Here is a 13,803-nt window from a genome sequence, read left to right as displayed (position 1 = left end):
TGAGTCCTCGTAGATAGAGACTTTTTAAGTTTCTTGCCACAGTTAGAACAATTTTGACTAGCACGCCTCATAAAGATGGGCTGGTAAAGCCTCATCCGGGGAAGTGAGGTACAACCTTCCTCCAGAACTGCCAGAAGCTTTTACTGCTTGCTCTAGAACGTTATGCAAAATCTCTTCAGGGGTTAGAGGCGCGTGCAGCATAGTGGCAATCTGATTAACGATCGCTTCCCTCTGCTGTTGCTCCTGTACCTGACTCAGCAGATTCGCCTGGGTAATTGCCAGTGAAACCTGGTCAGCGAGCAATTGGACGACCAGCAAATCCTCAGATGTAATCTCTCTGGGTTCGGCATGATGAGAGATTAATAACCCCCAGAGTTCCTGTTGATAAATTATTGGCACCACAAGTGAAGATTGCACACCCATCTGGGTGAGATAGTCTACATGGCAGGGGTCTACCGGACGGCTTAAGATATCTTCGAGGGGTTGCTCTTGCACTTCTTCAACGGTCAAGTCGCCGATTGCCGTTGTTTTGGGAGTGGGCAGGGAGTTGAGGATAATTCGCTGTTCGCTGACATTGACAATGGAGCGGGTACGTGCTCTGACAAACAAAGCCCGCGCTTGGGGCGGAATGTCATCAGATGGATAATGTAATCCCAGTAAAGAAGGCAGGCGGTTAGGGGCGCTGGCTTCGGCAACGACCTGTCCATGCCCGTCGCGATCGAAGCGGTAAACCTTAGTCCGGTCGGTTTGCAAAAATGCCCGCAGTTCGACCACAGTTGCATCCAAAATCTCTTGCAGGTTCAGCGATTGCCGGATGCGGTTCGCCATCCGAGCCAGTAGAGCTTCTTTGCGTTCAGGAAGGAACTGATCTTTTAGGTTTCTAAAACCGGAATTTGTAGCCAACTCTTACTCTCGACTTCTTAAAATAATTATTTAATTATTTATTTAACTAGGCTAGCAATTACCATCGCTAATTTTGCTGGTTCTATTGGCTTAGTCAAATGTTTTTGAAATCCTGCTTGGAGAATTTTTGACTGGTTACTTTCTCCAGCATAAGCTGTCAGTGCGATCGCTCGGATATCTCCCCCTTGTTCAGGCGGTAGCGATGTCTGACGACAAGCCGCTTCGCGTCTACGAATTTGCCGAATCAGCATATAGCCATCCATTTCTGGCATCCCAATATCACTTAAAATAATATGCGGTTTCTCAAGTAGCAAAGCGTCTAGTGCAAGCGATGCTGAGGCGAAGGCACGCACAGACGCACCATACTGTTGCAGGATGAAAACTATTAGCTCGCGGGTGTCAACTTCATCGTCCACGACTAGCACATTTACCCCCTGAAGATTAGAGGAACCGTCAGGCAAAGCCTTGTCTTCACTTGTTTGAGGCTCGACACTCTTGATAGGTAACAACACAGTAAAGGTTGCACCTTTATCTTCTCCCTCACTTTCTGCTTGGACTGTTCCACCGTGCAGTTCAACGATTTGATGAGCGATCGCTAAACCAAGCCCCAAGCCGCCAAAGCATCTTGTTGTGGTATTGTCAGCTTGGCGGAAGTAATCAAATACGTGAGGCAGAAATTCTGGGTTGATGCCCTTACCCGTGTCACTGACTTGGATTTGCGCTTCTTGTGTACCCACGCGCTCAAGTCGTATTTCCACCTCACTCCCGGACTCTGTGAACTTAACAGCGTTAGAGAGCAAATTCCAGACGACTTGCTGCAAGCGACTGGGATCGCCCAAAACTTGCCCTATATCCGGTTCAAATTTCGTCTTGAGTTGAATTGACTTGGCTTGAGCCGCTAGACGCACAGTATCAAGGGCTACTTCAATAACGGCGGACAGTTCAACAGAACTGATCTTCAGGCTGAGTTTTCTTTGAAGAATACGGGAAACATCCAGTAAATCTTCCATTAGCTGAGACTGCAACTTGGCATTGCGCTCAATGGTTGCTAAGGCATAAGCTGTCTTTGCTTCATCAAGTTTGCGGGTTTGCAGAAGTTTTGCCCAGCCCAAAATCGGGTTGAGAGGGGAACGCAGTTCGTGAGATAGAACAGCGAGGAACTCATCTTTGAGACGATTGGCTTGTTCAGCTGCATTTTGGGTATGAAGTGCATCGTTTTCTTGCTTGAGGTCAGTGGTTCTGGGTATTCTACGAGATAACTCTTCAGTGATGAGAATTAAGTTTTGCAGCGGAGATTTAGACCCCGCCACAAAACTTACTGCTTGTTAGTTGAGGGGGACTTAAACCCCGAGAATTTGTAAATCAACACAGTTGATTTACCTTAGCCGCAAGTTCTGCGGGGTTCATCTGCTCGTAGTGTTCAAAAGGTTGATGAATCCAAGGGTTGTCAGGCAGATAATCAACATAATAATTGGGTGCTATAACTGAACAGGCTTTATACCAAAGAACGGCAGTGCGAATTTCCTCAATGGGGAAATCAATATTTTGCTTGAGCCAAGGTATAGTCTGCTGGAGTGTTACCCCAGAGTCTACTAAGTCATCCACTAGGAGAATGCGCGAACCTAACTTTTCGGCGGTCATTGTCAAGTGGCGGGAGAAAATTAAATTACTTCTTTCTTGCTTACCAGGGCCACTGTAAGATGAGGTTGCTAAAATTGCCAGTGGCTGCTGGTATATACGGGAGAGAATATCTCCAACTCGTAGTCCTCCTCTAGCAATACAGATAATCTGGTTGAATTCCCAACCGGATTCATAAATCTGAATAGCCAGTTGTTCAATTTTTTGGTGATAATCTGACCAAGAAACATAAAGGTTTGGCATAAGTCTAACGGGAGTGGTAGATGGCTAGTATTAAAGGCGATGTCTACGACGGGCTATGACGCTCGCAAACTCGCTACCGCTACGCTATCGGCGTCGCAAACTTTTTATTTTAGTATGAGCGCAAGTTATTATGAACGATTCTGCTGCTGATGGCGATGCCCAACGAGAGCCTAAGAGTGAAAAACTCGACTTGAAAACAAAGCTGGCTTACGGTGCAGGAGATTTAGGGCCAGCAATTACTGCAAATATCTCCGTCTTTTTCCTGCTGGTTTTCTTCACGAATGTCGCTGGTATTCCTGCGGGTTTAGCTGGCAGTATTTTGATGATTGGCAAAATCTGGGATGGGGTAAACGATCCGGTTGTCGGGTTCCTGACTGATAAAACGAAATCTCGCCGTTGGGGCCGTCGTCTTCCTTGGATGTTTTATGGAGCAATCCCCTTTGGAATTTTCTTTTTCTTGCAGTGGATTGTACCGCGATTTAGTGCAAATCAGAGTGAGAATATTTGGCCGCTATTCTGGTACTACGTAGCGATTGGGGTAATATCTCAAGCGTTCTACACGGTTGTGAATTTGCCTTATACGGCGATGACTCCAGAATTAACTCAAGATTACGACGAACGCACTAGCCTTAACAGCTATCGCTTTACATTTTCTATTGGTGGCAGTATTCTGTCATTGATTTTAACGCAAATTGTTTTTTCTCAAATTAGCGATCGCCAACAACAATTTCTCGTTTTAGCAGCAGTTTGTACGGTGATTTCGATTTTAGGATTATATTGGTGCGTTTTTGGAGTTCGCGATCGCATCTTGGCTTTTGAGGCCAAACGCATTCAAGTGGAGGAACCTGCATCTCTCCCCTTCTTTGAACAGCTAAAAATTGTCTTTAGTAACCGACCTTTTTTATTTGTTATTGGTATATATCTTTGTTCTTGGCTAGGTGTGCAGGTGACAGCCAGCATTATTCCCTATTTTGTAGTCAATTGTATGGGTCTTAAAGAATCAGACGTGCCCACAGTGATGATTGCAGTCCAAGGAACTGCCCTGCTAATGCTATTTGTTTGGGGTGCGTTGAGTAAAAAAATCGGCAAAAAAGTTGTTTATTTTCTGGGAATGAGTTTATGGATAATAGCAGCTGCCGGACTATTTTTCTTACAACCTGGTCAAATAGTTTTGATGTATGTGATGGCTGTGATGGCGGGTGTTGGAGTATCCACAGCTTATCTAATTCCCTGGTCAATGATTCCAGATGTAATTGAATTAGATGAACTGCAAACCGGACAACGCAGAGAAGGTATTTTTTATGGCTTCATGGTTTTGCTGCAAAAATTTGGTTTGGCTTTCGGGCTGTTTTTGGTAGGAAATGCTTTGCAAGTATCGGGTTTCAAAGAATCTGTAGCCGGAAGTCCACTACCCATCCAACCGGAATCGGCACTGTTTGCTATTCGCATTGCTGTTGGGCCTATACCTACAGTTTGTTTGATTTTTGGCTTAGTTTTAACGTATTTTTACCCAATTACCCGCGAGATGCACGCAGAAATCATGCTGAAACTCAAAGAGCGACAAGAAAAAAAGGGAAGTTAACTAATTCGTAATTCGTAGTTAAGAATTCAATTACGAATTACGAATTACGAATTATTTTAAATGGTTTCTGTAAACATACCGGTTCGGGCAAACTCTTCTTCTTCAGGGGTGAAGAGTGGAGGTTTATCTACAAGGCTAGGCTCAAAGTAGTATGTTTCTTGCAGAAACTGTCCGCTAATGACAGCTTCCTCTAAATCCTTGATGTGGTGCTGTGCAACTATACATGATTCTTTGAGGTTATTTCCATCACCCTTTTCTAGCAGCTTTGGCAATTCTGTTTTTACCCCTGTCAGCCGTGCCAATGGCTTGAGAATTCCGTAGATGTTGTAGATACGAGCAGTTTCTATGCTGGTGTATTTGAGTGCATTGGCTCTTGCTAACTCTGAGTCAAGGCTGGGCCAAAAGCGGGTGGTGTAGAACGCTTTCTCATCCTTGTGATACCACTCCTCTGAGCGAGCAATGGAGGAGGAAACGGTGTTATGCAGTTTCCAGAAGAATAACCGCAGAGAGGAACCATCTACCACGGTGGATAGCTTTGCCTCCATTGACACTTCAAAGTCAGTCAGGTTTGGATCGCGCCCAAGTATAAGGTACTCTACAGGATACATATCCACTTCCTTATTTTGCACAACGTACATATTCAGGTGGTGGCGGCAGTAAGGACAGGGGTACATTGTGGCAAATAGTTGGAAGAAATCCTTGAAGATTGCGACTGCGGCTTTTTGCTGTACGTCGGTCTTGGTACACACAATCTCAGCCGTGGTGTGGAAGAAGCGCCACACTGCTGGGCCAATGTAGTATGGGAAGCTGACTCGCATTTGGGAATCCTTCACCTCAGTCCGATTTAGATAGATATCAATGAATGCTACATATTGCGATAGCGCCCCTGATTCTCGTCCAAATTCTAAGCGTTCGCGGCGTTTCTGGACTCCATTCAGGTAGTGATGCGTTAAGCGCCATGCTTGTTTGAGTATCAATTTCTGTTTGGGAGTGCAATGGAGAAAATTTTCTGCAACATCCGCACCGTAGCGGTTAAATTCTCCTGAGTTTTTTGTACAGTGATACCATTCATCCAAAGCTGCCTCGTCGGGTACGGTGTTGCTTTGGATATCTGCCGTTGTCGAGACACTAAACGCCGCCAACAATTTTGGCATGAAGTCTTCATACCAGTATGCTACTGGCATGATTGCACCATCTATTTCCTCGGTTGCCTGGGAGAGGATGACGCGGTTCCATTTGTTCAAATAGTCTTTTGGATTTCCCTGAGATTTAGTTGGTGGTGGAGCCATTTCTTCATTCAGTTCTATTGCCCTGAGACGATTGAGTTCGTTAATGGCCAGCACACCTTCTACGATGTCACCCAAGCTGAGACTTTTCTTTTTGATCGTAATTGCAAACTCGACTCCGGCAGCAAACTTTTCTTTGACATTGGCAAATTTACTCCGCGCTTCTAAAATTGCTTGCTGCTCTGCCAACATTTCTGGTGTCTTTGCCACTGTTTTCCAGTCTTTGATGCGCTCTTGCAATCGGGCATATTCATCGGCAATTGATTCAACCACTGCATCCAAAACGGGGTAGCAATCCTCGGATACTATACCTAATGCTTTGTACAATGCGATCGCTTGTTTGACAAACTCCACAAAATCAGTAATTCTGTATGGCAAGTTTTTCACCCGCAAATGAGTTTCATGGTTGGCAGAGAAACTCTCACGGAAACTGCGATAGGCTGCTCCTTGAATTAAACGAAACAGACCAATCTGCATTTGTAATGGGGATGTACCGCTTTTTTTCTGATTCGGTGAGTTTGGTTGTTGCGCTAACTGTTCTCTTAGCTGTGCTAACTCTGGAGTCGTTGCTTCTTGCGTAGACTGGGTGCTGGCTGCTGCGGCCTCATTGGAAGTGGCAACTGTCTTGAGCGAACTGTTAAGGGAAATTGGTGAGTCTTGATAGCCGCTTTTGCTCTCTGACTCCTCCGGTACTAGCTGACAGAATTCATCAAAGTCAATTGAGCCATCGCCATCATGATCTACTTCCTGTAACATCTCCTTCAACTCAGCGTCTGTCAGCCCAAACTGACTCATAACTGTCCGCAACTCGACGGCAGTAATCTGACCGCTACCATCCTCATCAAAGGCGCTGAAGGCTAACTTGAGGCGGCTTTGGCGATCGCCTACTTTCGCTATCATCAGCGTTTTAAATTCTTCAAAGTCGATAGTGCCTGACAAGTCAACGTCAATCTCCTTGATCAAGTCACGCAGCCCCGTTTCCGTAGGATTTTGCCCTAGCGATCGCATTACCTCCCCTAGTTCCTCAGTTGAGATCGCTCCGTTGCCGTCTACGTCTAATACCTTGAAAGCTTGCCACAATTTTTCTATTTCTTGTTCATCAATCATGATTTTGTTCCAATTCCATAGGTGTCCCTAATAAATTTATTACCATGTTTTATAACAGCTACTTCGATGCTGTCTAATTATGTTAAGTAAATAGCAAGTATTAGGAATGACTGAATTTAGTCTCAACGTTATTTGCAGTTGCTTTGTAAATTTGTTAGTTGTTTATTCTCGCAATAAATACAGCTTTACGGATTTAATTGCAAATGCTTTTAGATAAACCAAGTAAGTCAGCGAAAATAAAGCAAACTATATTAAGTAATATAAAAAATCTGAAGATTATTTTCTGGTAAGTATTTCAGCCCTCATTGGAGGGCTAGAATCATCACTACAAACCTTTAATTATTTACGCTGCTATACTTATCAAAAGTTTTCTATCTCCGCTTATAAAAGCTCCTTTGCCTCATTTATAGTGTTGGGAATAGGTCAAATTTCTATTTTGCTGAACACTCTATGCATGATCCCAATACTGTTTGGTTAAGGCAAGAGACGCGATGAATCGCCGTCTCTACAATAATCAGACGCGATGAATCGCCGTCTCTACAATAATCAGTCTTTCGTCTTGACGGCGATTTATCGCGTCTTTGTGATGATTTATCGCATCTTTGCGATCTAGTATTTTCATCAAAAAACCTTAACCGAACCGTATTGTGCACGATCCCATTGACAAAAATTAGGTGTTTTGCAAAAAATATTTTGTAGTATCTTAAAATATCTACCTACTGTAAATGTCATCGGGCGATGAAATACAAGCGTGCCCGAAAACTATCTAGGCGCTTTCTTCAAACGACACGTGGGTATTAAGCGCCAGACTTTCCAGCAGATGATTGAGGTGATGAAGCATCACGCTCCACCAAACTCAAACTGGGCTTCACGTTTCTAGCTTACGGCCAACCATATACCACAAACCCACGGCATAGCGAATGTAATTGAGTTCTGTAAAACCTGCTTTCGCAAACTCGTACTCGAAGTTGAAATGGATAAAGTCATCCAACCAGGGTTCTTGAAAAGAAGCGCTTAGGGCGTATTCACCACGATAGGTATCAGCGTATAGTACCCAACCTCCGGGTTTGGTAATCCGGTACATCTCCTTAAGAATCTTAGGCGTCCACTCTTTAGGTGTCTCGTGCAAGAGTAGTGATGACGTGACAAGATCAAAGGAGTTGTCAGGGTAGCCAGTGTGACGAGCGTCCACCTGCTCAAACGAAGCACGCTCACTAAATCCAGCCTTGTTAAACTTGTGCTGACTAATCACCAGCATATAAGGCGAAACATCAGTAACGCGAAAAGTCGCCTGTGGAAACCGCCGTGCCAAAGCCAGCGCTCCACCAGCCGTACCTGCACCAAGCTCCAGCACTGTCTCAATTTGAGTGTCTTCAGGAATGAGTTCAGCCATTGTCTCGCGCAACTGCTGGCAACTAACTTTGTGGCTAAGGGGAATAATGGCATCCATAGCAGCATCCCAGGCTAAACACGACTGAGGGTTCGTGTAAGAATCGCTTACTCCATGAATGGGAGTATGGATGTAGTCAGGGTAATATTCATGTTCGGTATGGTAGCCTTTGAGTTCCTCTTCCCAATTAATTGAGGCATATTCCTGCATTACTAAGGGCATCGCTGCGGTAATGCGTTGCATCACCTCGGTTCTATATGCTTGTTTCTCCTGTGCAGTCCATCTTGGCATAATAGACATCTCCTACTTACACTCGTTGCTGGCGTTCCTAGACTCCAACTTGGGAACGAGAAATAAACTGCAAATACAATATAGTCTAGTCTCTTTTTTGTATGAGATGCATTGGGTGCTTGGCAGACTTTTAGTCGTGGAGATGATGCCACATATCGTTGACGAAGCTCAAAGATTCATCGACGAAGCTCAAAGGTTCATCGACGAAGCTCAAAGGTTCATCGACTAAGCTCAAAGATTCATCGACGAAGCTCAGAGGTTCATCGACGAAGCTCAAAGATTCATCGACTAAGCTCAAAGATTCATCGACGAAGCTCAGAGGTTCATCGACTAAGCTCAAAGATTCATCGACGAAGCTCAAAGGTTCATCGACGAAGCTCAGAGGTTCATCGACTAAGCTCAGAGGTTCATCGACTAAGCTCAAAGGTTCATCGACTAAGCTCAAAGATTCATCGACTAAGCTCAAAGATTCATCGACTAAGCTCAAAGGTTCATCGACGAAGCTCTAATACTTATTCAAGAGCATAATTTACTAGATGCAAGAGTCCTATACCCGATTGGGCACAACCACAGCTAACAATAAATATCTCTGTGTCTAATGCCCCATGCCCCATTCCCAATCCCTTGTATTTGCGATCGCAAATTGACTTAACCTAAATATATGCCTTTAGCAGAGGTAAATTCAAAGACTATGTTCGATATTTAATTAAATAGTAAGTATCAGGAACGGCTGAACTTAGTCTCAAACCCACTTGTAATCGCCTTGTAAATTTGCCAGTTGCTTATTCTGACAACAAGTCTGGCTTTACGGGATTGATTGCAAATGCTCCTAGATCAAGTATCAAAAGTTTTCTGTCTCCGCTTATAAAAGCTCCTTTGCCTCATTTCAACTCATAGAAATGAGGCAATTTACTATGTAGCTATAGTTAATTCAACGTGAGTTCGACGAACCTCTCCCTCCCAGCCTCCCTCTCCGAAACGGAAAGGGAGGAGTAACGAAAAATTCAGCTTTTGCTCCCCTCTCCGTGTTGGAGAGGGGTTGGGGGAGAGGTCAAATAATACTTGTCGTCACGTTAATTCAAATAGTCAAACTCTTTACTGACACTATTTTCTCAGCTTCATTTACCGTAATTTGCGCTAGCCCAAATTGTTCAATTACCGCTGCATTTGTCGTTAAATGTCTACTCACCTCAGCCACCCGATACTGACTTTCTTGTGACGCTAAAGCAGCTGGCAATAATAACTGATCTGCTAAATGTTCATCTACTGCTGCACCTGTGTGATGAAACTCAAGCAGCTGCTGACAAGCAATTTCTGCAACTGTCTCCGCCGACAACCGCAAACGCCCAAACCCACCAAAGCCAGTCAAGCTGTTCTGATACTCAGCAGTTAAAAAAATACCCGCCCCAGGTGCTACACCTTTTTCTCGCAAAGTCTGTACACGAACTTTCAAATGGGCTTCCCGTAACAAATTTTCGGCACGATTCGCCATCCGTTGCGGAATATGCGAAGGCAATTCCGTCACCACTGCTAGCCCTCGCACCTGTTGTAACTCTCCTCGTTCTAGCAAGTTGATCCCGTTGAGTTTACCACCGCCACTCACCTGCAACTCTACCTCTCCTCCACCTTGGGGAAACCACCCCCAAGCGCCTAACTTGACTTGAGCTTCTACACCCATGCGTTGCAGTATCGGCAGATAAACTTGCTCTATGTACGTCACTGTCGGGCTAAAGTTCACATGAGTTCCACCCTTTAGTGTTACTTGAGAATTACCGGATGCTAGCGCCAAAGGTAAGAGAATTGTCTGTAAAACTAGAGCGATCGCACCCGCAGAACCACCTTGTTGTGCTTTACTAACATCAAAGGTATAAGTTCCAGCTTGCACAGCACTACCTGGGATGAATTCCAGCAGCATTGAACCCAAAGCATCACCCTGTAGTTGGGCATTACAAATTCTCGCCGCAGCGCGAACTGCGGTTAAGTGTTGTGCTGCTAATCCTGGCTTTTTGCGTCCAGCGCGAATACCTGTAATTAGTATGGGTTCACCAGTTATGGCGGCTAGGCTTAAGGAAGTGCGAAGAACTTGTCCGCCTCCCTCTCCGTAGGAACCGTCAATTTCAATCATGGGCGATTTTGGGATGTTGGATTTTGGGTTATCCCCACGGCTCTTAAAATCAAACCACAAATTATAAACGCCCAACAACTAGCTTTTTGAAGGGAGGTTACACAAATATACAGACAAAGTTCTGATATGTGTTTCTGTAGCTTGCTAATTTTGAATTTGGAATTGAAGAACCTTGCTCTTACCGGGGTTCATCAACCCATAAGGGTCAACTATTTCTTTAAATTTTAACTGCTCAGGATCGATAACTTTTCTGCCGCCGTCTTCAATAATATATGTGTGAGGATTGGCAATACTCACACCCTGTTCTTCGTGATAGCGGATAATCTCGTTGAGGCGTTCTTCTGTTGTGTAGCGCACAAGTTGCAAAGCACCAGGAACTACGGCACCGTTTACCCGAAAGAATTCTAGATGCATCATTACCTCATCGCCAAAGTGATGATACATGTGCTCTACTAGTTGCAAACTGGGATTGCGAGGAAACATACTTTGTAAGTAGGTAATATCGGTATCTACACTCCGGGCGTGTAAGGTAGTGTGGTTCCAGCTAAATTCTGCTAAATGTGTACCTTTGGCTGCTTCCTCGGCTGATTTTTTATAAGTAATTTTGCCGCCATATTGCTGCACCAAACCCGGTAAGAATTCCAAACTCGGTTCGGAAATTATCAAAAATACTGAGTGAGTCCCTTCAGGAATGTACTCTTGTAGGGGGTGAAAGTATTGGGGAATTGGGGATGCAAAGACAGAAATCAACTTCTTAATCATCCCATCAGCATTGCCAAGAGCCTGACCAAACTTTGCTGCTGTCATAAACTCGTCAAATGTCACAATGACTTCTGCCCAAGGATAAGCTGGCGCTAAAGGGATTTCGACTTCAGTGATGATACCGTTAATTCCCCAAGCATGATTCACCTTTTGGACATCGTCGCCGCGTAATTCGATCGCATGGGGTTCATCTTCTACAGTTATTACTCGCAATGCTAAGATATTACCGCGATCGCCTAGCAACCCATATTGTATCGAGCCAATGCCCCCACTCCCCCCAGCAATAAATCCGCCAATTGTAGCTGTGCGGTACGTTGAGGGGGCCATACGGATTTCCCAGCCGATTTCTCTGGTTTTTTTATCCAAAGCCGCCAACTTCACCCCAGCTTCTACCCGCGCCACCCCCGGTTTTACCCAAGAAATCTCTTGCATCCGCGTCATATCTAAAATTACGCCACCGTGCAACGGTACGCATTGCCCATAATTCCCAGTTCCCGCACCCCGCACTGTCACGGGTACACGATGTTTCGCACAGGCGGCTGCAACTGTTAAAACCTCTGCTTCATTGGCGGGACGTACCACAATATCCCCAACTTTCCCCTCTAGTTTCGGCACTAGAACTGGGCTAAAGGTGTGATAATCCTGGGATAATTTTGCGACTTGGGCAGAGTCAGTGATGGTTTCTATGTCTTTTAGAGAATTAATCAGGGCATCCAAGTTCGTTTTCGTCATAACTTATTAATCAGGGTAACTAAGCAAGGTTTCGTCATAGTTTATTATTAATATTGAAGTAAGGAAACATTTTATTTACTTAGTATTAAACCTACAGATAAAACCAATGACAGAAAAAATATCAACACTACAACAAGCACTTGATGTTGTAGAAGCGCTCGATCCAGACGAACAAGCGATACTTATTAATATTATTAGCAAGCGTTTAAGCAAAGAACGTAGGAATGAGCTATTAAAAGAGGTTGCACAAGCTAGACACGACTACCAAGAGGGGAATATTAAACAAGGTTCTGTTGCTGATTTCATGGCGGAGCTAGATGAGTGATAAATTTGGTTTGGAGTGCGGGTTTTGTACGTAAATTTAAGCGTCTAATCAGGAAAAACCCACAGTTGCGATCGCAAGTTGAAAAAGTCTTACAATTGTTAACCGAAGACCCTTTTGATTCAAGCTTACGTACTCATAAGTTAAAGGGCGATTTAGATGGAGTATGGTCTTGTTCAATAGACTATGATAATCGCATTTTATTTGAATTTGTTACTAACTCAGATTCAGGAGAGGAAGATATACTGTTACTCACCGTAGGCTCACATGATGATGTTTATTAGTTGCATCTATAATATTTGCAGAAAATAGCAGCAATCAAGTGCGATCGCCTAATCATACCCTTACTTTAATAATATGCTGTAATGACTCTAAAACTGTAGCAGTCCCTTTAGAACAACTTACAGGGAAAATTTCATAATTCTGATTTTTTAACGCAAAGGCATACAGAGGAGTTAACTCTCTAGACTCCTCTGCGTTTCTATTGTCTCTGCGTGAGAAAATGCAAACCTAGTTTTCTTGTTTCACAGCACTTTCATGCCACTTACCTAATATAAAGTCAGATAGGGCACTCAAGCTGACAAAAATTAGTACACCCAATCCGGTTGTGAGAAATAATGCTGCAAACATCCGAGGAATTTGTAAGTTGTAGCTGGAAATTAAAATCCGGTAAGCTATTCCAGATTTTGCCCCACCTGTACCCGCGACAAATTCGGCAACCACTGCACCAATTAATGCTAAACCACCGCTAATTTTTAAACCACCTAAGAAATAGGGCATGGCGCTGGGTAAACGCAGATACAGCAGTGTTTGCCAGCGAGAAGCTTTGTAAAGTTGAAATAGGTTAAGCAAGTTCCGGTCAACGCTGTTGAGTCCTAGTGTAGTATTAGAGACAATGGGGAAAAAGGCGACAATCCAGGCACAAACTACTAAAGCGGCGAAGGTATTATTTTTTAGCCAGAGAATGATTAAGGGTGCGATCGCAACTATCGGGGTTGTTTGTAAAATTACTGCATAGGGAAATAAACTGCGTTCAATCCATTTACTTTGGGTAAACAAAATCGCAATTAATAAACCAGAAATAACCGCAGCCAGAAAAGCTACAATAGTAATTTGCAATGTAATTAATAGTGATGGTAAAAGCTCATTCCAGTCAGTAATTAAAGTTTTAAATACTAATAAAGGTCCAGGGAGGATATAAGGAGGTAGATATGTTATCCGCACAAATATATCCCATATAACTAATGCTAAAATACCAACTACCATCGGTGCCCAAACGTCAGCATTAAAAAACTTACTCGATGTTTTTTGTGATTGAGTACGACGGATAAACAGCATAGAAATTCAAAGTTAAATGTTAAAACTCTAGCGATATTACTATTGGATGTAATACACTAAAATCCAGTATTATCCTAACAAACA

General features: G+C 43.8%; 11 protein-coding genes and 1 pseudogene. 3 read left to right on the top strand and 9 right to left on the bottom strand.

Annotated elements, in window-relative coordinates:
• Window positions 1-57: 57 nt before the first annotated feature.
• The 3 genes and pseudogenes from RM347_RS31110 to RM347_RS31100 form a co-directional block, all read right to left on the bottom strand.
• On the bottom strand, window positions 58-903 hold the full coding sequence (locus RM347_RS31110; RefSeq protein ID WP_428850644.1) for a GAF domain-containing protein: 846 nt from the start codon (window positions 901-903) through the stop codon (window positions 58-60).
• A 38-nt stretch (window positions 904-941) separates the two neighbouring features.
• Window positions 942-2,129 (bottom strand): annotated as a pseudogene (locus RM347_RS31105) (hybrid sensor histidine kinase/response regulator); the annotation flags it as partial.
• A 136-nt stretch (window positions 2,130-2,265) separates the two neighbouring features.
• Complete coding sequence (locus RM347_RS31100; protein ID WP_322715709.1) at window positions 2,266-2,784, bottom strand: phosphoribosyltransferase; 519 nt, start codon at window positions 2,782-2,784, stop codon at window positions 2,266-2,268.
• Between the two features lie 130 nt (window positions 2,785-2,914).
• On the opposite strand from RM347_RS31100, the gene RM347_RS31095 reads away from it, so the two are divergent.
• The gene (locus RM347_RS31095) at window positions 2,915-4,366 is read left to right on the top strand and encodes an MFS transporter (RefSeq protein WP_322715710.1); all 1,452 of its coding nucleotides are present in this window, start codon (window positions 2,915-2,917) and stop codon (window positions 4,364-4,366) included.
• A 56-nt stretch (window positions 4,367-4,422) separates the two neighbouring features.
• Here the strand turns inward: RM347_RS31095 and RM347_RS31090 are convergent, their stop codons facing one another.
• From RM347_RS31090 to RM347_RS31070, 5 genes are all read right to left on the bottom strand, one after another.
• On the bottom strand, window positions 4,423-6,759 hold the full coding sequence (locus RM347_RS31090; protein WP_322715711.1) for an EF-hand domain-containing protein: 2,337 nt from the start codon (window positions 6,757-6,759) through the stop codon (window positions 4,423-4,425).
• A gap of 868 nt (window positions 6,760-7,627) precedes the next feature.
• On the bottom strand, window positions 7,628-8,440 hold the full coding sequence (locus RM347_RS31085; protein WP_322715712.1) for a class I SAM-dependent methyltransferase: 813 nt from the start codon (window positions 8,438-8,440) through the stop codon (window positions 7,628-7,630).
• Window positions 8,441-8,570: 130 nt separating this feature from the next.
• A complete protein-coding gene (locus RM347_RS31080; RefSeq protein WP_322715713.1) occupies window positions 8,571-8,927 on the bottom strand; it encodes a hypothetical protein in 357 nt (118 codons plus the stop codon).
• A 591-nt stretch (window positions 8,928-9,518) separates the two neighbouring features.
• Window positions 9,519-10,565 carry an RNA 3'-terminal phosphate cyclase gene (gene rtcA, locus RM347_RS31075; RefSeq protein ID WP_322715714.1) on the bottom strand — a complete coding sequence of 349 codons (1,047 nt, stop codon included), beginning with the start codon at window positions 10,563-10,565 and terminating at the stop codon, window positions 9,519-9,521.
• A 144-nt stretch (window positions 10,566-10,709) separates the two neighbouring features.
• The gene (locus RM347_RS31070; protein ID WP_322715715.1) at window positions 10,710-12,059 is read right to left on the bottom strand and encodes an FAD-binding oxidoreductase; all 1,350 of its coding nucleotides are present in this window, start codon (window positions 12,057-12,059) and stop codon (window positions 10,710-10,712) included.
• Window positions 12,060-12,165: 106 nt separating this feature from the next.
• Here RM347_RS31070 and RM347_RS31065 point away from each other — a divergent pair, with 106 nt between their 5' ends.
• On the top strand, window positions 12,166-12,384 hold the full coding sequence (locus tag RM347_RS31065) for a hypothetical protein (protein ID WP_322715716.1): 219 nt from the start codon (window positions 12,166-12,168) through the stop codon (window positions 12,382-12,384).
• Window positions 12,381-12,665: a type II toxin-antitoxin system RelE/ParE family toxin gene (locus RM347_RS31060; RefSeq protein ID WP_322715717.1), complete on the top strand. Its 285-nt coding sequence runs from the start codon at window positions 12,381-12,383 to the stop codon at window positions 12,663-12,665. Before RM347_RS31065 ends, RM347_RS31060 begins: the two co-directional genes overlap by 4 nt.
• Before the next feature lie 226 nt (window positions 12,666-12,891).
• Here RM347_RS31060 and RM347_RS31055 read toward each other — a convergent pair whose 3' ends face one another.
• Window positions 12,892-13,719, bottom strand: coding sequence for an ABC transporter permease (locus tag RM347_RS31055; protein WP_322715718.1), 828 nt, complete (start codon window positions 13,717-13,719; stop codon window positions 12,892-12,894).
• Between the last annotated feature and the right edge of the window lie 84 nt (window positions 13,720-13,803).

It is taken from the genome of Nostoc sp. ChiQUE02 (assembly GCF_034531305.2).
In the GTDB taxonomy this organism is placed as follows: Bacteria; Cyanobacteriota; Cyanobacteriia; order Cyanobacteriales; family Nostocaceae; genus Nostoc.
Note: the sequence above shows the minus strand (reverse complement) of the source record. Positions and strands in the feature narration are given on the sequence as shown.